A 19,747-nucleotide genomic window follows, 5' to 3' on the forward strand; every position below is an offset into this window, starting at 1 on the left:
GCTCTCTTTGTTTTATTTAATAATCAGCACCGGGCATTCCACACGCTTGGCGACTTTATGGCTGACGCTGCCGAGCACCATCGTCTGGAGCTGGTTCAGCCCTCTGCTGCCCAGAACGACACAATCATAATTGCCTTCATTGGCAAATTTAACAATGGAGGGCCCCGGCTCCCCGTGTTTTAAATGGATCGTATAAGGAACATTTTCCTCGTTCAATACATCTTCAACCGGAGTCAGTTTTTCTTTCCGTTTTGTCTGAATGACATCCGTGTTTCCGTAATGCAGGACATCCGCCTTCGATTTATCGCCGTCCACGACGTATACAATATCAATGTGCGGAGACTCCTCCCCTTTCACAAGCCCGATAGCATGCCGGACCGCGCGGAGGGAATGATCAGATCCGTCTGCGGCCAGTAAAATGTTTTGATACATGTTTCTTCCCTCTCTTTTCATCCTTTTCTATCATGTTACCTTCTATAACGTCCGAAAAAAAGTGCGCTTTCACAGCGCACTTCTTTAATGTCCGGAAGAAAGTCCGTCCAGCTTCTGCATCAGCCTGGAACTTTCCTGATTGACTCCGGTGAGCACCACCTGGGTCCCTTTCTGCCGGAACTTTGCCTTCACCTTTTCCAACGCCTGCACGGCGGAATCGTCCCATAAATGTGCGTGGGAGAAATCCAGTTCTACGGTTTCAGCCTGCTTTTCATAATCAAAACTGTTTGTAAAGTCCGTAACGGAAGCAAAAAACAGCTGTCCTTCCACCCGGAACAATCTGTGGGACACCGTGCTTTCGGATGCTTCTCTCACTTTCACCCGGGAAATCTTTGCGGCGAAAAAGATGGCACTTAATACTACTCCAACGGCCACTCCTTTGGAAAGATCGTGGGTCACGACGACCGTGCCAACGGTGGCAAGCATAACGGTCGAATCGCTTTTCGGGAGTTTTGGCAGCATCCGCAGCGAATTCCAGTCAAAGGTGCTGATCGAGACCATGATCATCACACCGGCTAATGCAGCGATCGGGATCTGCACGACAAGATCGCCGAGCACAAGGATGAGAAACATCAAAAACACTCCGGCAGTCAGGGATGAAAGACGGCCGCTGCCGCCGGATTTCATATTAATCACAGACTGCCCGATCATCGCACATCCTGCCATCCCTCCGAAAAATCCTGTTACTACATTGGCATATCCCTGCCCGCGCGATTCTTTATCTTTATCGCTTTCGGTATCTGTCATGTCATCCACAATGGAAGCCGTCAACAGCGATTCCAGTAGACCGACGACCGACAGAGCCAGCGCGTAAGGGAAAATAATCCGCAAGGTTTCAAAATTCAGCGGGATCTCCGGAATTAAAAAGACCGGAAGGGTCTCGGGAAGCGTCCCCATATCTCCTACGGTTTTCACGTTTACCCCGAGAGAAACGGCGAGAACCGTTACTGCAATAATAGCTATCAGTGTCGAAGGAACAACCTTTGAAATCTTTGGAAATAAATAAATAATGACAAGTGTTATACCGGCCAAGGCGTACATCATCCAGCCGGCCCCTTCAAAATGTTCAACCTGTGATAGAAAAATTAGAATGGCTAGCGCATTGACGAAGCCGACCATCACCGAGCGCGGTACAAATTTCATAAGGCGGGACAGCTTACTCCAGCCGAAGAAAATCTGGAGTATTCCTGTCAATATCGTTGCCGCAAGCAGATACTCCAGTCCGTATTCAGCCACCAGTGTCACCATCAAGAGCGCCATCGCTCCGGTTGCAGCTGATATCATCCCGGGACGGCCTCCGACGATCGCGATAACGACCGCAATGCTGAAGGAAGCATAAAGCCCCGTCATGGGATCGAGACCCGCCACGAGCGAAAAAGCGATCGCTTCCGGAATCAAGGCCAGGGCGACGACCATACCGGAAAGTACGTCCCCGCGGACGTTCCCGAACCACTCTTGTTTCCATTTTGTTAGATTCAAAATCTCCTGTCTCCTTTGTCATATATTGGGCAGTAACCCGTTATTCTGCTTTTGTCCTGTACAAAAGCCACCGTTGTGAATAAACGAATTCTACCATATACAAAGACAGGTCCCAATCTCCATGTAAGCGTTCATCATTGACATTTTTCTTCCGCAGGCCTCATATTTACGCCTTCATCCTCCCATTTTCATGGATTTTCATAAATATTATGCTTTTCCTTCCCATTCACTGTAGAACTGTTCCAGATAACTGATCATAAATTTCTGGCGTTTGGCGGCCATTTCTGCTGCTGTTCCGGTATTCATTAAAGACTTCAGCCGTAGCAGTTTATTGTAGAAATGACCGACAGCGGTGTGATGCTTTTCCGCCCCCGGCAGATCTGGACGGTGCAGCGTTTCTCCTATTTCTCCCGCGTAGGCGAAGGTTCTCGCAATACCTACCGCTCCGATGGCATCCAGACGGTCGGCGTCCTGGACAACCTGCCCTTCCATAGACTCCATCACGGCCTTCTCCCCGTTCCGGAATGACATCGTTTCGATGATACCGGCCACGAGGTCTGCGATCGTTTTGTCATCCACATGGGCCTGGAGCCACTGCTTCACCCGTTTAAGACCGGCTTCCTCCGATTCATTTAATTTCGCGTCCGCTATGTCATGCAGCCATGCTGCCAATTCACAGACAAACACATCTGCTCCTTCCTTCTCCGCAAGCAGAACAGCCTGGGAAACCACCCGCGAGGTATGCCAATAATCGTGTGCGGGTCCTGTCTGTTCAAAGAACGATGCGGCCTCCTGCTGGGCCTGTTCGAGAATCCACGATGTATCCATGTCATCACCTCCGCCTGTTTCCTTCTATTTTTAACGAGACAACACCGCTTGTAAAGATTTCTTTTCTCCTTCTCCTGCTCGGCCCTTTCCTCGCTATGAATATGTTATAATGATGGGTACTGTTTTTTTACGAGAAGGAGGAAGAAGGGTGCGTTTTTCGACGAAGACTACCATCCGGAAACTTGCCGGAACAACGATATACAACCGAGGGTTGGCCTATTGGAAGGACAACCGGGTGACACCCGTCAATGAAAATACGGCGGGGTCTTTCACGAAAATAAAAGCAGTTGTTGCCGGTACTTATAATTATACTGTCCATCTTCTGTTTCATGAAGACGGAGAACTTCAGGAATACGACTGCAGCTGTCCGGCTCATGACGAGGGCATGGACATATGTAAACATATTGCCGCTGTGCTTCTTTTTTATGCCGCACCGGAAGAGCCCGCTCCCAGATCTCCGGCACCAAAACAACAAAGAGCTCCCCAGCGGCCTGAAGAATCAGAAGAGGAAGCCACCGCTTCCCTGAAAAAGCTGTTCGTTGATTATTTTGCCGGACGGATGCAGTCTGTGGAATCGGTCGGCGAAGCCCTTCATACCGAATTCGTTCTCACCTTTCATAAAGACAGAATGTATCCGCAGGAACAGCATTTTTCAGTACAGATGAGGATAGGCACGGATAAGCTTTACGTCGTCAAAGATATAGAGGCCCTTCTGTCTGCCATGCGGCAGCGGTCCCTGCTTCCGTTCACAAAGAAATTTACATTTGATCCAACCTATCATTATTTTGAAGAAACAGACCTTACCGTCATACAGAAACTCCAGGAAATCATCCGCAACCAGAAGTGGGCCGACCGGCAGACCAGTTTCCTAAACGGTGAAACGTCCGGGCGCGCCGAGGTCGCTATTCCCCCGGTAGCCGCAGCCGGCATCATAGAAGCCCTGCTGGAATGCAGCAATGTTCTCATCCGCCCTTCCGTCGGTTCGCTGGTTCCGCTTACTGTAAAACAGCAGTGGCCGGGAACATTTCAGCTGCATCAGGATAAGGAGCATTATTATCTATCGTATTCATCGTTTGAACATCCGCCGCGCAAAGTCAGTCTGACTCCTTACTACATCTGGAACGACAGACTCTACGAAATGAAGGAAGAGAACGATCATCACACCGAGCTGTTATTTCATATGCTTATGGACACACCAGCCGGGAGGCTTCCCCTGGATCATCGTGAACTGGAACAGGTGTATGCTTCTGTTGCTTCCTCCCTGCAGGAGCAGAACCGGTTAACCGTGGATACGGACGTGGAAGAGGCGGTGGAAGCCCACCCCCTCCGGGCAAAAATTTATCTGGATGCCGACGATGGTGCGGTACATGCGGATCCGCTGTTCTGCTATGGCCCGCATTCGCTTCATGCGGTCACCGAAACAAGAGATGCCGATGCGGAATCATCTCTCTTGATCCGGGATTCCCAAAAAGAAGAAGAAATCCTGCAGGGCATAGAATCCGCCGGCTTTCATTGGAACGGTCAGACCTTAACGCTCGCCGAAGAGACGTCGATCTATCATTTTCTGACCAGTCTGCTGCCTGATCTCAAAGATAAGGCGGACATTTTCATGAGCCGTGAGGTAGAGAGAATGCTCATCCCTCCGGAACATTTTTCTGTCGATTCAGCTCTGGATGAATCGCTCGGATGGCTCGATATTTCGTTTCAGACCGACGATCTTAATGAAGAAGAACTGTATGAACTCATGCACGGACTAAAAGAAAAACGCACCTACCATAAAACAGCAGACGGAAGGTACGTGCCGCTCGATCATGAGCTGCTGCAGGGCGTAAAGGATTTTCTGGATGAAACCGGAACTTCCCCTGAAGACTGGAAAGATGGGACACTGCGGCTTCCCGCCTACCGGGCCTTTCAGGCAGATAAACATTTCAACACCGGAGGACACTGGCAGAAAAGCAGCAGCGTCGACAAACTGCTTCACGATATCCAGACGCCGGAACAATTCAAATATCCGTTTCCGGAAGGCATTCCGGCAGAAGCCCGGGACTACCAGATAAACGGATTCCAGTGGCTGAAAGCCTTATCCACCTATGGTTTCGGCGGGATTCTCGCCGACGATATGGGACTTGGCAAGACGCTTCAGACGTTGAGCTACATTCTTTCGGAACGTCGCGAACGTCCGGAAGCACCGCCTTTTCTTGTCGCGGCACCTTCCTCCCTCGTCTACAATTGGAAAAACGAAGCGTCGACGTTTACACCGGAGCTCACCGTGCGTCTCGTGGAAGGAAGTAAAGCTGCGCGCCGAAAACAGCTCTATGCAGCCGAAGAAGCCGACATACTGATTACGTCGTATCCGCTGCTGCGCCGCGATATTGATTTGTATGAGGAACGAATATGGCACGGGCTGATTCTCGACGAAGCGCAGGCGCTCAAGAATCATACCTCCAAAACGTTCCGTGCTGTGCGGCGGATCCGGACAGAAAAAGCCTTTGCTTTAAGCGGTACACCCATCGAGAACAAAATCGATGAGTTGTGGTCCCTGTTTGCCATTCTGATGCCCGGCCTGTTTCCGGATATCCAGACGTTTAAAAGCATGGAAATGGAAACGATACGGCAGCGTGTGTCTCCGTTTATCCTGAGACGTACCAAATCGGAGGTACTCACCGAACTTCCGGACAAAATAGAAACAACACTGCACTGTGAGCTGACAAAAACACAGCGGGAAACCTATGTGGCCTACCTGAACCGGATCAAGGAAGAAACAGCCGGACAGCTGCAGCAAGGCAGTTTTCAGGAGAACCGGATGAACATTCTGGCCAACCTGACAAGGCTGCGCCAGCTCTGCTGCCATCCCGGCATGTTTCTTGAAGAATACTACGGTGGTTCCGGTAAGCTGGAAGAATTAATGGATGTGATGGAAAATGCCCGTGAAAATGGCAGCCGGGTTCTCGTTTTTTCCCAGTTTACATCCATGCTGTCCTTCATCAGCAGCGCCTTTGACGAAAAAGGATACTCCTACTTTTATCTCGACGGTAAAACTCCGGGACAGAACCGGGTTCAGATGACAGAGGATTTCAATAACGGGGCCGGGGAAGCCTTTCTAATTTCGCTGAAGGCCGGTGGAACCGGGTTGAACCTCACGGGGGCGGACACAGTAATCCTGTTTGACCTGTGGTGGAACCCCGCTGTGGAAACCCAGGCCGCCGACCGTGCGCACCGGATCGGCCAGAAACAGGCCGTCCAGGTTATCAAACTGATTTCACAGGGTACCATCGAAGAAAAAATCCAGCAGCTGCAGGATAGGAAAAAAAAGTTGTTTGACCAGGTCATTCAGTCCGGTGAAACCAATTTGTCCTCGCTTTCCGAAGAGGATGTACGGGAGCTGCTGAATTTATAATATCTATTCAGTGAGTAAAAATCATAAAATGAGCCACGCTAGAAACAAGACGTTTACAGCGGAGGACGGCTCATGCTTTATATTAATATCATTCTGTTAATACTACTTATACTGCTTACCGCTTTTTTTGTCGCAACCGAGTTTGCCATTGTCAAAGCGCGCAGTTCCAGAATCGAAAACCTTAAAGCCGAAGGTATCTCAAGAGCTGAATCGGCAGAAAAAGTCATGGACGGACTGGATGAATACCTCTCCGCCTGCCAGCTCGGCATCACCATTACGGCACTGGGGCTTGGCTGGCTCGGGGAACCCACCGTTGAACGGATTCTGCATCCGCTTCTCGCGTATCTTCCCCTGCCTGAAGCAGCAGCGTCCATTATCAGTTTTGTTCTGGCTTTTATTCTTGTCACTTACCTTCACGTTGTCATGGGGGAACTCGCACCGAAAACGTTTGCCATTCAAAAAGCAGAAGCCATCGCATTAGCCTTTTCCAAGCCCATCATCTGGTTTTACAAAATCATGTATCCGTTTATCTGGCTGTTGAACGGATCCGCCCAGATGCTGACACGGCTGTTCGGAATCCGGCCGGCCTCTGAACACCAGACGGCTCATTCCGAAGAAGAGCTTCGCATTATTCTTTCAAAGAGCCTGGAAAAAGGGGAAATCAACAAATCCGAGTACGATTTTATGAACCGTATTTTTGCGTTTGATAACCGTTCTGCCGGGGACATCATGATTCCCCGCACGGAAATGGTGACTGTATCTCTCACGGATTCCGCCGATCACACGATGGAAATCATTTCGGGAGAACCTTATACCAGATATCCGGTGATTCGTGAGGATAAAGATGACATCGCCGGTTTGATCCATGCCAAAGAAGTGCTGGGAGCGTTCGCTTCCACACCCGGCAGACCTTTGGATCTTTCCGCCTACCTGCGTCCGATGGTACAGATGATTGAAACGACTCCCCTCACGGAATTGCTCGTACACATGCGCAGAGAAGAAACACACATGGCAGTGCTGCTTGATGAATACGGCGGTACCGCGGGTATCATTACGGTCGAAGATATTCTGGAAGAGATTGTCGGCGAAATGCGGGATGAACTCGACGACCATGAACAGGATTTTATTCAGCCGCTGAATGAACAGAATTCCCGCTTTTTAATGGACGGAAAGGTTCTTCTCGAGGAAGTGAACGAAAAACTGGGTCTTGATATTGAAGAAAAGCCGGTGGACACACTTGGAGGATGGCTTTTGTCCGTGAAACACAATATTAAGGAAGGGGAAGGCATCACCCATAACAACTGGACGTTTATCCCCAGAAAACTGACAGGCCGTCAGATTAAATCCATCGAAGCTGTGCAGAAAGAAAGCCCTTCTCCTTAAAGGGCTTCCTTTTTTTGTTCGAAGGTTTGACCCGGCAGAACACGTTCGTTTCTCTTATCAATGATTGAAAAAGTATGTTAGATTTCCTTTCGTTTTCCACCAAAATACCTCCCGGATACTATACACTCAAAATACATATTAAAAATGAAAAACCAAGTACGGAAGAGAAAGGGGGATCTCTGGATATGGAAGAATCGTATGGAACCATCCACATCGTCGGAGCGGGGCCCGGCTCCCCCGACCTGATCACTCTCCGCGGCGCAGAATGTCTGAGAATTGCCGACGTTGTTCTATATGACCGTCTTGCGCATCCCGCCCTTTTACTGCACGCTCCGGCGGATGCCAAGCTGATCTACTGCGGCAAAAAACCCTGTGACCATACATTAAGACAGGAAGATATCCAGCATGAAATGATCGTGCAGGCCCGGCGCGGAAAAAAGGTGGTGCGGTTGAAAGGTGGAGATCCCGGCATTTTCGGACGGCTGGCAGAGGAACTGGAAGAACTGAAACAGCGTCGTATCCCCTACGAAATAGTGCCCGGCATCACCGCCGGCAGTGCTGCTGCTTCATATGCCGGCGTTTCGCTCACCCACCGCCGGGAGGCACACGGCTACCGTGTCATGACCGGACATGGGCATGAGACGTCCGGCCAGGAAGACATGGACTGGGAAAACCTAGCCGCAACGACTGATACACTCATCTGGTATATGAGTGTGAAACGCCTCCCCATGATAGCAGATCAGCTGTTGGGACATGGAAAAGATCCCGCCACCCCTGTATTAATGGTAGAATGGGCAGCTCACAACCGTCAGCGCACAGTCAGCGGTTCGTTAGATACCATAGAAACTCTGGCAGACGAACAGAATATAACAAATCCTTCTATTATCCTTATCGGGAAAGCAGCCGGACAACACGGGGATCACCAATGGTTCCGTCCTTCAGAAACGGGAGGTATCCTCGCTTTTCCGCAGAACCGGCTTGAACAGCATGTGTTTGAACAGTTAAAAACAGAAGGGCAGGATGTATATATACACCCTCTCTTATCAGAAGATTCTCATTACTCCGAAAATACAGAGGAGATCATGAATCGGCTGCTTGAAGAAGGATTTATCCGCCATGCTGTTTTCCCTTCCTCCGAGGCAGGGCAACAGTTATATGAAACACTGCTGCAGAGGAAGAAAGAGCCGGAACATCTTCTCACTTTCTGGATGACTGTGGATCAAGCAGAACCCGGCATCCTCACTTCCCTCCTGCCTGTTTTACCGCTCGAAACCCCGGAAGAATGGCAGGGCCGCTTTCTTGCAGAGGAACATCAGCCGTCCACAGATACAATCAGTAAAGCCATGGTGTAGAAACCTTTTCATTTTACTCAAGGAGGAATATCTATGACAGCAGGCAGCAGAGAACAATTAGTCGTTATCGGAAACGGTATGGCCGGTGTACGAACGGTAGAGGAAATACTGAAAAAAGATCCGGAGCGCTATGACATCACCATCTTCGGAAAAGAACCACACCCCAACTACAACCGTATTTCATTATCCTCCGTGCTGCAGGGGGATACGGAATTGGATGATATTATTCTAAATACCTACGAATGGTACGAACAAAACAATATCGCCCTCTATACCGGGGATCCTGTCGCGGATATTGATACAGAGAAAAAGACCGTTACGAGCGAAAAGAACGTCACCCTTCCATACGACCGCCTGATTCTGGCCACCGGCTCCAATCCGTTTATGCTTCCGCTGCCGGGAGCCGACAAAGAAGGTGTCATTGCCTTCCGCGACATCGAAGACTGCGAAACCATGATTAACGCTTCATCGCAGTATAAGCGGGCTGCCGTTATCGGCGGAGGTCTTCTCGGCCTTGAAGCCGCCCGCGGACTACTCAATCTAAACATGGAAACGGACGTGATTCATCTCGAAGATTCTCTCATGGAACGGCAGCTGGACAGCACGGCCGGACAGATGCTCAGAGAAGAACTCGAACAGCAGGGCATGCGTTTTCATATGAAGAAGCAAACCGAACAGATTGTCGGCAGGGACCGGGTGGAAGGCCTGTATTTCAAAGACGGCACGAAATTATACGCCGATCTTGTCGTCATGGCTGTCGGCATTAAACCAAATGTTGCGCTCGCACAGAAGGCGGGAATTGAAACGAACCGTGCCGTTGTCGTCAATGACTACATGGAAGCAGATATCCCCAACGTGTATGCCGTCGGCGAATGTGCCGAACACAACGGCATCGCCTACGGGCTCGTCGCTCCGCTGTATGAACAGGCAAAAGTATTGGCCGACCGGCTCTGTGACGAGTCCTCCACAGCCGCTTATACTGGATCCCTTATGTATACACAGTTGAAAGTTTCCGGGGTGGATGTCTTTTCCGCCGGAGATTTCATGGACGGAGAGGACAAAAAAGCTGTACGGGTTCACGACGAATTCGAAGGCGTGTATAAAAAAGTAACCGTCCAGGACGATAAAGTCGTCGGATCCGTGCTTTTCGGGGATACCTCCGATTCGCCGCGGCTGCTGGATATGATGAAAAAGCAGGAGGACATCAGCGGCATGAGCAAAGCGGTACTGCTGCCGTCGGAAAACGCTGAAGCGTCAGAAAGTCCGGTTCTTTCCATGGCTCCAGAAGAAACGATCTGCGGTTGTAACGGAGTGTCCAAAGAAGCGATCGTCCAGGCCATAGAACAGGATGGTCTTACATCGGTGGAGGAAATCAAGAAGCACACGAACGCTTCCCGTTCCTGCGGCGGCTGTAAACCGCTCGTTTCCGATCTTCTTCAGGCAGTGCTCGGCGATGAAGTCACCGAAGCGCAGGTGGAACCGATGTGCGGATGCACGACCATGTCCCATGAGCAGGTGCAGGACGCGATCCGCACCCGGCAGCTCACTCATCCGCGCGAAGTCATGAATGTACTCGGCTGGGAACATGAAGAAGGCTGCACCAAATGCCGTCCGGCCATTAACTACTACCTCGGTGTCGTTCACCCCCAAACGTATGAAGACGATGACCGCTCCCGTTTCGTAAACGAACGGATGCACGCCAATATCCAAAATGACGGTACTTATTCCGTTGTTCCAAGAATGTACGGCGGCGTGACCAATTCGGATCAGCTCCGCACCATCGCCAACGTTGCCGATAAATATGACGTTCCGATGCTGAAACTAACGGGCGGCCAGCGCATTGATATGCTCGGTGTTAACAAAGAAGATCTGCCGGATATCTGGTCCGATCTTGATATGCCGTCCGGGCATGCCTACGGAAAAGCCATCCGTACCGTCAAAACATGCGTCGGCGAGGATTTCTGCCGGTTCGGCACTCAGGATTCCATCGGCATGGGTATTGCCATTGAGAAAAAATTCGAACGGCTCAACACCCCGCACAAAGTGAAGATGGCCGTTTCCGCCTGCCCGCGGAACTGTGCGGAGTCCGGCATTAAGGACATCGGTATCGTCGGGGTGGAAGGCGCATGGGAAATGTATGTCGGAGGAAACGGCGGAGTCGACCTCCGTGGCGGCGACATGCTTGTGAAAGTCGAGTCCGGTGACGAGCTTCTCGATATTATGAGTGCTTTCCTGCAGTACTACCGGGAAGACGCCCATTACCTGGAGCGTACCTCCCACTGGGTGGAACGCGTCGGCCTCGACCATATCCGTCAAACCATTATTGAGGATCCGGACACCCGGCAGTTCTATAAGGAACGCATGGATCACGCCCTTGAAAACAAGCCGGAAGATCCGTGGGCCAGCCTGACCCATAATGAAAACAAGCGGAAAGAACTATTCGAGCGTAAAGCTGTAGAACTTGTCTAAAAAAGGAGTGAAACACATGGATACTCTTCAGGGGAAGAAGCTTTATATTCTGGATTATGATGAACTCGAACCACATCTTGCGAAAGAAGTGATCGTTGGTGAACAGTCCATCGCCGTTTTTTTGACCGACGGGGAGGTTCACGCGGTGGAAAACAGCTGCCCCCACCGCGGCGGCCCTCTTTCCCAGGGCCTTGTGAGCGGCAGATACGTCTTCTGTCCGCTGCACGACTGGAAAATCGATGTAACCGACGGCGTCGTTCAAGGCGCTGATGAAGGCTGCGTCAAAACATTTGAAACCAGCGTGGAAGACGGTGCCGTTTATCTGCTGTACGAATAATTTCATATAAAAAAAAACTGTCCGCTATATCTGTTTAGTGGCCAGTTTTTTCGTTATGGAATGCTGTATTGACCAGTATCGGTGTTTTCTAGACATTTTCGAAGCCGTCATCAATCATTGTGGGTTCTACACGGAAATACCAGCCATTCCGCGGCTGAAGATGTCCGTAAATGGAATCGAAATGTCTTTTCAGCGCAGTGCCTCCCTCAGCGACTGCGCGGCCTGCCTGATATCCTCCGCGCGGCTGATAGCCGATATCACAGACACCCCGTCTGCCCCGGATGCCGTGACGGCTTTGGCATTTCCGGAATCAATACCGCCGATCCCGACCACCGGGACCGTGATTCCGGACTCGCGAAGTTGACGAACAGCCTCCGGTCCGATCGGAGCTTCGGCGTCTTCTTTTGTCGTTGTGCCAAACATCGGTCCGACGCCGAGGTAATCCGCACCTTCCTGTACCGCTTTTGCCGCCTCTTCTGTCGTTTTAGCGGAAACGCCGACTGTCATGGAGGATGGGCACTGCCTTTTAATGTCGCGAAGCGGTGTGTCTTCCTGTCCGGCATGAATGCCGTCCGCTTCCAACTCCAGCGCAAGCTCCACGTCATCATTGACGATAAACGGAATTCCGGCCTCCCGGCATATCAGCTGCAGACGCTGTGCCAGCTTTTTTCTTTCTCCGCCGGTGCGGGCTCCTGTTCCTTTTTCCCGGAACTGAAAGCAGGTAATACCGCCTTCCACTGCTTCCCGCAGCGCTTCTTCCGGATCTCTGTTCGTGTTGTTGCTTCCCATAATAAAATATAGAAGATACTGATCCCTATTCATGATCCTGTTTCACCTGTTTCACCTGTTTCATATGAAGACTCTGACGGAGATCAAGTTCCCCGACGTGATACAGCGCATTCAACAGTTCAATCTGGAAGGTCCCCGGACCTTGATTGGCCGCAAAGCCTTCCGCCCGTTCTGCTGCTGTGCCGTAAAACCCGAGAGCCGCCGCCGCTCCTTTGACGACGTCTTCCGATGCCGTTAAAAAGGAGGCCGCCACTGCACTGGCAAGGCAGCCGCTTCCGGTTATTCTTGCCATCATGGAATGTCCGTTGTAGATATGATACGTATCCCTGCCGTTGGATACCGCATCCACCGGCCCGGTGACGGCCGCCGGAAGGCCGAGGGTATCAGCTGCATATTCTGCAATGACAGCCGTATCCTTATTGGTGCCGGATACGTCTACTCCTTTCATCTCACTATCCAGTCCAGCGATGGCAGAAATCTCCCCAACGTTGCCGCGGAGCAGCGTCACATCCAGCTGCCGCAGCAGATCGCGGGCAGTGTTGGTCCGGTACGGCGTCGCTCCTGCTCCGACAGGATCCAGCACAACCGGAATGCCTTTTTGGGAAGCCGCTCTGCCGGCAGTATACATACTTTCCACCTGTTCCGGATGAAGGGTTCCGATATTCAGCACAAGGGCATCCGCTGCAGCCGCCATATCGGCTGCTTCGTCCGGGGCGTCCGCCATCACCGGGGATGCGCCGACAGCCAGCAGGCCGTTGGCGTTAAAACCAGCCACTACCTTGTTCGTAATATTGTAAATCAGTGGTTTTTGGTTTCTTACCTGGTCTAAAAAAGCTCCGACTTCTTTTGCTTTCATTTTTTACCTCCTTCCTTCGTGCAGCAGGTCCTCCCGGGAAAATCTCGATCCCCAGTGATTGACCGGACCGTTTCCTTTCCCGATACCGAGCGTTTGTGATACTGCATGGGTAATAAAGGTCTTACTGTTACGGATCGCCTCTTTCACTTCCTGCCCGCGGGCAAGATGAGCCGCGATCGCTGCAGAAAAGGTGCATCCGGTGCCATGGGTGTGATGTGTCTTTGTTCTGGGCACGCTTACGACATCCACTTCTCCATTGTAGTAGATAATATCCTCGGCATCTCCTGCCTTATGACCGCCTTTTATTACGGCTGCGGAGACCCCCATATCTTCGACAAGCATCTTTGCTGCTTTTTCAACATCTTCCCGGGTCTGAATGTCCATGCCGGTAAGCAGCCTGGCTTCATCCATATTCGGCGTGGCGACTGCAGCCAGTGGAAACAGTTTGTTTTTCATGATGGACGTGGATTCGTCCTCCATCAATGAATCTCCGCTGGTGGCCACCATCACAGGATCAATGACGAGGGGAATATCTGCGTTCTCCAGCAGCTTTGCCGTCTTTTCGATCATCTCCGGGGTGGCAATCATGCCTGTTTTAATAACGTCAGGCCTGATATCTTCAAGGACGGCCATAATCTGTTCTTCCAGTGCATCAATCGGCAGATGCCATACGTTCTGCACTCCTTCGGTATTCTGGGCGATGACTGACGTCACCACTGCCATGCCGTAGACTTTACACTCCTGAAATGTTTTCAGATCCGCATGAATACCAGCACCGCCGCTTGGATCAGTGCCGGCAATAGACAGGACACTCGGAATATCATTCATATTTTTTTCCTCCTTCAATAAGAAAAGCCGCTCTTCTTCAGGAAGAGCGGCTGCACATTCATCGTTTATCCATCTGTGCGTTCGCTCCACTTTCCTCCGATGGTACTAGCCATATCAGGTTCTGAGGGACCGATGCCCGAAAAAAGCATCATCTCAGCTGTGTTCAGCGCCCCTAGTGGATAGTTGTATCAATACGTCTTTATATATATCCTACTGGACAGGAATCAAACCTGTCAATCAGCTGCTGCTGTTCTTCTCTCCTTCTTTAATAATGGCTTCGAACTTCCTGAAGGTGCTGAGCATTTGTTTCAGCTCCTCCAGTTCAAGCTGAGTCAAATAATCCTGGACGATAGACGTTTCGAACATGTCAAATTCTTTTTTCAGCTGTTTCCCGGTTTCTCCGAGACTCATCGTTACTTCCCTGCGGTTGTTTTCATTGATGAAACGGATCAACAGATCTTCATTTTCGAGTTTATTTACGGATTGGGTGACCGCGCTTTTTGAAATACCGAGCCGCTCCGCCATTTCCCCAAGCGTCATCCCTTCGTGCCGGATAAACAATATCATCATGGATTCCTGGCGGGATGTGAGCTGCAGTTTACTCAGGATCGGCAGTTTCGGCTGCAGGTATTTCACTATATTTTCCAGTGAATCGATGGATTCCAAATAGATTCGTCTATATTCCTGTGTATTCATGATTGATTATCCCCTTTTCTCTTCCCCGTTACAGGACAGCATTGATCCGTCCGTTGTGCAGCAGCGCTCCGACCGCTCCGCTGTACTCTCCCTGCGGCAGGAAGTAAGGTTCTTTTCCCCGTAATTGTGTGTAGCCTTTTATTATCTCTTTTAGTGTATCATGGCCCGCGAATGTCGAACCAATATAAACAACAGCATTCGTATCCAGACGTTCCGCAGCCTGCACACTCATGGTCGTAATCGTTTCGCCGATCATTCTTACAATCGCTGCAATATAATCTTCGTTGGAAAATGTCGATTCTTTCATATTAGCTGTATTTCCAAAATTACTGGCAGTGAGTTCTCCGGGAATCGGTGGTGTCTCGTGGGAGTAAATGTCAGCCACGGTCATATTCAACGATGGTCCGTCCCCTTCCCGGCCCATTTTTAAAATGGTTTCAAAGTCATCTTCACCTGTAAGCAGATAAGACAGGCCGAGGAGGGTTCCGCCTCCCATACCGCTTCCTCCGATACGTTCATACCTTTCCCCGGAAACATAATGTATCGAAGTTCCTGTTCCAACGTTGGTTACAAGAAACCGGCTTCCGACAGCGGAGTCCAGACCCTGCTGTTCAAGCAGCCGGCGCACTCCTGCACAGGTCGCCTCAAATTCATTGACTTTGATAATCCGTTCCGGAAATGCTGCAGCCAGCACCCCCGCCTTCCCACCTGTTATATGTATTTCCGGCTCTGAAAAGCGGTTATGTATCCAATCAATGATCTCATCGATCTGGTCGGTTCTCATTTTCTTATATTGTATCCTGTCGTTTTTCGTATATACGATCTTCGCAAGTGTTCCGCCGGCATCAATACCTACATACTGCCTGTTCATCGGCTCTGCCTTCCCCTTTCTGTCTCTCCTCCCGTGACTTTACGATATCTTCGTATATTTTATACCAAAACCCTTGCCGAATGATAGAATATTTTATCCGATGGCGGTTCTTCCACAGACGAAGGGCGTTTTTTTTGTTATACTATGGAAATCAGTGCACACAGTTAGGCAGGGAAACTTATGGGTGTTTATTCCATTTTAATCAGTCTTGTATTTCTTCTGAATTTTATTTTTGCTGTTATCATTATCTTTCTGGAACGAAAAGATGCCACGTCAACGTGGGCCTGGCTGATGGTTCTCTTGTTCGTCCCGTTTCTTGGATTCATTCTTTATCTGGTATTCGGACAGAACATGAGCCGGAAACGGCTGTTTGACTGGGATGATATCAAAAAAATCGGGATCGAGGATTTGATTCAGGAACAAATTCAGTCGCTCCGGGAGCAGCGCTTTCACTTTTCCGATCCGGATGCCAGAGATTACAGAGACCTGATTTACATGCATCTTGTGAATAATGATGCCCTTTTGACAGAAAACAATAATGTCGACATTTTCACCGACGGCCGGGAAAAATTTGACCAGCTGATCGAGGATATTAACGATGCCGAGGATCATATTCATCTGCAGTACTACATTTTCCGGAATGATGAGCTCGGCACAAGGCTGCTGGAGGCGTTAACGAGAAAAGCGCGGGAAGGTATAAGGGTCCGCATCCTGTATGATGAAATGGGCTCCAGAAAGCTTCCGAAACACGCCTTTCACGCGTTGAAAAAGGCCGGCGGTGAAGTCGAAATCTTTTTCCCGCGGCGGATTCCTTTCATCAACCTGCGTCTGAATTACCGCAACCACCGGAAAGTGGTGGTGATCGACGGCAGGACCGGGTATCTCGGCGGTTTTAATGTCGGGGACGAATACCTGGGGCTGAATCCGAGATTCGGATATTGGCGCGATACCCACCTGCGCATGAGCGGGCAGGTCGTTAAAGCCCTTCAGACCCGTTTTATCCTGGACTGGAACCAGGCCACGCACCGGCATTACATCCATTATGAAGAACGGCTTTTTCCTGAACTGGAAGCCACCGGCGATATGGCCGCCCAGATTATTTCAAGCGGTCCCGACTCGGAATGGGAACAGATTAAAAACGGGTACATGAAAATGATTATGGCTGCCAAGGATTCCATTTACATTCAGACACCCTATTTCATTCCCGATCAGAGTTTGATGGATACGCTGCGGATCGCTGCCTTATCGGGAAAAGACGTGCGGATTATGATTCCGGATAAACCGGATCATCCCTTTGTCTATTGGGCGACCTATTCCCACGTCGGGGAGCTGTTAAAGGCAGGAGCAAAAGTATTTGTCTATGAGAATGGATTTATCCACGCCAAAACGATTGTCGTGGACGGAAAGGTCTGCTCGGTCGGTACGGCCAATATTGACGTAAGAAGCTTCCGCCTTAATTTCGAGGTGAATGCTTTCCTATACCACCGTCCAACCGCGCAGCGCATGGCCTTAACGTTTGAAACAGACATGACATACTGCCGCGAACTTACGCTGGAAGATTACAAAAAACGGTCCCTGTGGATCCGGTTCAAGGAATCCATCTCCCATTTATTGTCTCCGATCCTGTAGAAACAAAGAGCTGTCCCGCTCGTGAGGGACAGCTCTTTACTTATGGGCCGTGGTTATATCTTTCAGTCCGCCTGCCCTGCTTTCCAGACAGCGGCTGTATTTCTCGCCAGGTGCTCTATGTAGGTTTCGCCGTTCTTCATCGCGGCCTCCACGGTTCCAGGTCCGGGCATTAAACTGAATGCCGCGGTAATGCCGCGCGAAAAGACCGCTTCGTATCCTTCTCCCAGCTGTCCGCAGAATGCCAGCACCGGCACCTTTTTCACCGCCCGCGCCGCTTCTGCTACTCCCACCGGTGTCTTCCCAAATACTGTCTGATGATCCAGTTTCCCTTCCCCGGTGATAACCAGATCAGCATCCTGCATTCGTTCAGCAAAACGTGTTTCGTTCAGTACAATATCGATACCCGGTTCCAGCACCGCATTCATGAACGCCTTTAAGCCGGCTCCCATGCCGCCGGCCGCTCCGGCACCCGGCAGGCTTTCCACATGGATACCGAGCTGCGCTTCAATAATGGAGGCATAATGGGCCAGCGCCTTGTCCAATACATCGATCATTTCCCTGTCCGCACCTTTCTGCGGTCCGTATACTGCGCTGGCTCCGTTCGCGCCGGTCAATGGATTGGTAACATCACAGGCTGTCCGGATGTCTGTATGGGCAAGGCGGGAATCGAGTCCGGAAAGATCAATCCGGGAAAGATCCGACAAGGCAGCCCCGCCTTCAGAAAGGGCCCGGCCGGAGGCATCGAGCAGCTGTCCGCCCAGCGCCTGAAACATACCGGCGCCACCGTCGTTCGTGGCACTGCCGCCGATCCCCAGTATGATTTTTCCGACACCTTCATCAAGTGCTGCTTTTATCAGTTCTCCGGTTCCGTATGACGTCGCTGTCAGAGGATTCCGCTTCTCTTTTGGAACAAGGGCAATGCCTGAAGCTTCCGCCATTTCAATAACTGCCGTCTGTCCATCTCCAAGCACCGCAAATTCAGCCCGCACGGGATTTCCCGCCGGACCGGTTACGTCTTTTTCAATCATTTTTCCCTGCAGGGCATCAGCCATCGATCGTGTCGTTCCTTCTCCTCCATCAGCCATCGGAATCCGCTCTGTCTCGATCCGGTCTCCGTATACCTGTCTGATTCCTCTTTCCACTGCTTCGGCAGCCTGCATAGCTGTCATACTTTCTTTGAAAGAATCCGGTGCAATGACTACTTTCATACGTTTCGCTCCTGTCCTGGAATAATCATGCTATTTGTACAACTCATGCTGGTGACGCTGAAGCACTGTCTCAAACAGTAATTTTTTCTCCGGCAGGGGGAGCATGCATAATTCTTCTTTCAGATCTGTGTGCCGGACAAGGCCGATAATCGTTTGACAGTACCCGCAGTGACTGCTCTTGTGGATCATCGGATTTTCATCCGGATACCAATCCTGTCTGGAAGGAACATAATAACCGTGTATCGCCAGTTCCGTCCCATCGACCAGTTTAAGACGGACGTGCAGCAGACTTCCCTGCTTCCAGGTACCTTCTTCGGCAAAATCCCTGACAATCGACTCTGTTTCTATCTGCACCTGCGAATGCTTCACCTGCAGAAAGCCGGGCAGTTCCTCTTCCCGGAGCTCGCGCCACCCCGGTGACTCCTGGCCTGTTTCCTGTAAATACGCAATATGCTCCTGATACCTTGAAAGATATAAATGAACAGGCTCTCGATCTGTCATGTCATCCCCCTTTTTTCTTTGGCCATTAACCTTATAGGAATGGTAGTACTACATCCTTCGATAAAAATCGTTTTATCCCTTTTTTATTTTATTACAAATCACAGCAGAGTGTGAAATCCCGCGTTTTTTCATTAAAAAGGTCCGGCTCAGTGTCCGGACCCTGGCGATTCTTTTCATTTACGAAAAAACTTCTTGTCGGTGTCCTGGAATACAAAAAACTTAATCATAAAGAAACTGGCCGTGAAGGACAAAAACATGGCACAGCCTTTGGCGGCGTTATAGCGCAGCCATCTTGGAATACCGATCCATTCCAGCAGCTGATTTGCTCCCAGAAATACGATATTATTCACACCGAGACTGACAATACCCTGAAGAATAAACATCAGCCTCTGCCGCCGGCTGCCTTCAGCTGAGTTCCGGAACGTAATCATCACATTCCAGAAATAACTGTTGGCTACAGCAAGGGAATAGGCGATCGTATTAAAAAGAGCAAGCATTCCGTGTTCATCGGTTGGAAACAGGACAAGGAGCAGATTCAATGTCCCAATATCCACTCCTGCATTAGCCAGACCAATAACACTGAACTGCATGAACTGAAATGGTCCTTTTGTTAGTTCTTTCTTCGCCATGAT

General features: G+C 50.4%; 17 protein-coding genes and 1 riboswitch. Of the genes, 6 read left to right on the forward strand and 11 right to left on the reverse strand.

All coding sequences use genetic code 11. From position 1 onward, the window contains the following. Window positions 1-12 precede the first annotated feature (12 nt). From ACW9JV_RS15800 to ACW9JV_RS15810, 3 genes are all read right to left on the reverse strand, one after another. Window positions 13-432 carry a universal stress protein gene (locus ACW9JV_RS15800; protein WP_457336166.1) on the reverse strand — a complete coding sequence of 140 codons (420 nt, stop codon included), beginning with the start codon at window positions 430-432 and terminating at the stop codon, window positions 13-15. Between the two features lie 84 nt (window positions 433-516). After that, window positions 517-1,971 (reverse strand): SulP family inorganic anion transporter, encoded by a 1,455-nt coding sequence (locus tag ACW9JV_RS15805; RefSeq protein WP_457336168.1) that lies wholly within the window; start codon window positions 1,969-1,971, stop codon window positions 517-519. A 207-nt stretch (window positions 1,972-2,178) separates the two neighbouring features. Then, complete coding sequence (locus tag ACW9JV_RS15810) at window positions 2,179-2,799, reverse strand: HD domain-containing protein (protein WP_457336170.1); 621 nt, start codon at window positions 2,797-2,799, stop codon at window positions 2,179-2,181. A gap of 148 nt (window positions 2,800-2,947) precedes the next feature. Here ACW9JV_RS15810 and ACW9JV_RS15815 point away from each other — a divergent pair, with 148 nt between their 5' ends. From ACW9JV_RS15815 to nirD, 5 genes are all read left to right on the forward strand, one after another. After that, on the forward strand, window positions 2,948-6,196 hold the full coding sequence (locus ACW9JV_RS15815; protein WP_457336172.1) for a DEAD/DEAH box helicase: 3,249 nt from the start codon (window positions 2,948-2,950) through the stop codon (window positions 6,194-6,196). Between the two features lie 72 nt (window positions 6,197-6,268). Next, window positions 6,269-7,579 (forward strand): hemolysin family protein, encoded by a 1,311-nt coding sequence (locus ACW9JV_RS15820; RefSeq protein WP_457336174.1) that lies wholly within the window; start codon window positions 6,269-6,271, stop codon window positions 7,577-7,579. Window positions 7,580-7,764: 185 nt separating this feature from the next. Further along, complete coding sequence (gene cobA / locus ACW9JV_RS15825; RefSeq protein ID WP_457336176.1) at window positions 7,765-8,931, forward strand: uroporphyrinogen-III C-methyltransferase; 1,167 nt, start codon at window positions 7,765-7,767, stop codon at window positions 8,929-8,931. 33 nt (window positions 8,932-8,964) lie between these two features. Beyond that, complete coding sequence (nirB, locus tag ACW9JV_RS15830) at window positions 8,965-11,400, forward strand: nitrite reductase large subunit NirB (RefSeq protein ID WP_457336178.1); 2,436 nt, start codon at window positions 8,965-8,967, stop codon at window positions 11,398-11,400. A gap of 16 nt (window positions 11,401-11,416) precedes the next feature. Then, on the forward strand, window positions 11,417-11,737 hold the full coding sequence (nirD, locus tag ACW9JV_RS15835) for a nitrite reductase small subunit NirD (RefSeq protein ID WP_457336180.1): 321 nt from the start codon (window positions 11,417-11,419) through the stop codon (window positions 11,735-11,737). Between the two features lie 189 nt (window positions 11,738-11,926). Here nirD and thiE read toward each other — a convergent pair whose 3' ends face one another. From thiE to coaW, 5 genes are all read right to left on the reverse strand, one after another. Next, complete coding sequence (gene thiE, locus ACW9JV_RS15840; RefSeq protein ID WP_457336181.1) at window positions 11,927-12,559, reverse strand: thiamine phosphate synthase; 633 nt, start codon at window positions 12,557-12,559, stop codon at window positions 11,927-11,929. Continuing rightward, window positions 12,552-13,382: a hydroxyethylthiazole kinase gene (thiM, locus tag ACW9JV_RS15845; RefSeq protein WP_457336183.1), complete on the reverse strand. Its 831-nt coding sequence runs from the start codon at window positions 13,380-13,382 to the stop codon at window positions 12,552-12,554. The genes thiE and thiM overlap by 8 nt, the downstream gene beginning before the upstream one ends. Before the next feature lie 3 nt (window positions 13,383-13,385). After that, window positions 13,386-14,210 (reverse strand): bifunctional hydroxymethylpyrimidine kinase/phosphomethylpyrimidine kinase, encoded by an 825-nt coding sequence (thiD, locus tag ACW9JV_RS15850; RefSeq protein ID WP_457336185.1) that lies wholly within the window; start codon window positions 14,208-14,210, stop codon window positions 13,386-13,388. Window positions 14,211-14,284: 74 nt separating this feature from the next. Continuing rightward, window positions 14,285-14,394: riboswitch (TPP riboswitch) on the reverse strand. 53 nt (window positions 14,395-14,447) lie between these two features. Continuing rightward, window positions 14,448-14,906 carry a MarR family winged helix-turn-helix transcriptional regulator gene (locus ACW9JV_RS15855; protein ID WP_457336187.1) on the reverse strand — a complete coding sequence of 153 codons (459 nt, stop codon included), beginning with the start codon at window positions 14,904-14,906 and terminating at the stop codon, window positions 14,448-14,450. Between the two features lie 28 nt (window positions 14,907-14,934). Beyond that, entirely contained in the window at window positions 14,935-15,777 is an 843-nt protein-coding gene (coaW, locus tag ACW9JV_RS15860; RefSeq protein ID WP_457336189.1) for a type II pantothenate kinase, read from the reverse strand. A gap of 180 nt (window positions 15,778-15,957) precedes the next feature. On the opposite strand from coaW, the gene cls reads away from it, so the two are divergent. Continuing rightward, window positions 15,958-17,406, forward strand: a complete 1,449-nt coding sequence (gene cls, locus ACW9JV_RS15865) for a cardiolipin synthase (protein ID WP_457336191.1) — start codon at window positions 15,958-15,960, stop codon at window positions 17,404-17,406. Between the two features lie 62 nt (window positions 17,407-17,468). Here cls and ACW9JV_RS15870 read toward each other — a convergent pair whose 3' ends face one another. The 3 genes from ACW9JV_RS15870 to ACW9JV_RS15880 all read right to left on the reverse strand — a co-directional run bounded on the left by ACW9JV_RS15870 (window position 17,469) and on the right by ACW9JV_RS15880 (window position 19,744). Continuing rightward, window positions 17,469-18,614 carry a glycerate kinase gene (locus ACW9JV_RS15870; RefSeq protein WP_457336193.1) on the reverse strand — a complete coding sequence of 382 codons (1,146 nt, stop codon included), beginning with the start codon at window positions 18,612-18,614 and terminating at the stop codon, window positions 17,469-17,471. A gap of 30 nt (window positions 18,615-18,644) precedes the next feature. After that, window positions 18,645-19,115 (reverse strand): hypothetical protein, encoded by a 471-nt coding sequence (locus tag ACW9JV_RS15875; protein ID WP_457336195.1) that lies wholly within the window; start codon window positions 19,113-19,115, stop codon window positions 18,645-18,647. A gap of 173 nt (window positions 19,116-19,288) precedes the next feature. Further along, window positions 19,289-19,744, reverse strand: a complete 456-nt coding sequence (locus ACW9JV_RS15880; protein WP_457336197.1) for a GtrA family protein — start codon at window positions 19,742-19,744, stop codon at window positions 19,289-19,291. Window positions 19,745-19,747 lie beyond the last annotated feature (3 nt).

The sequence above is a fragment of the Salibacterium sp. K-3 genome, assembly GCF_054052005.1.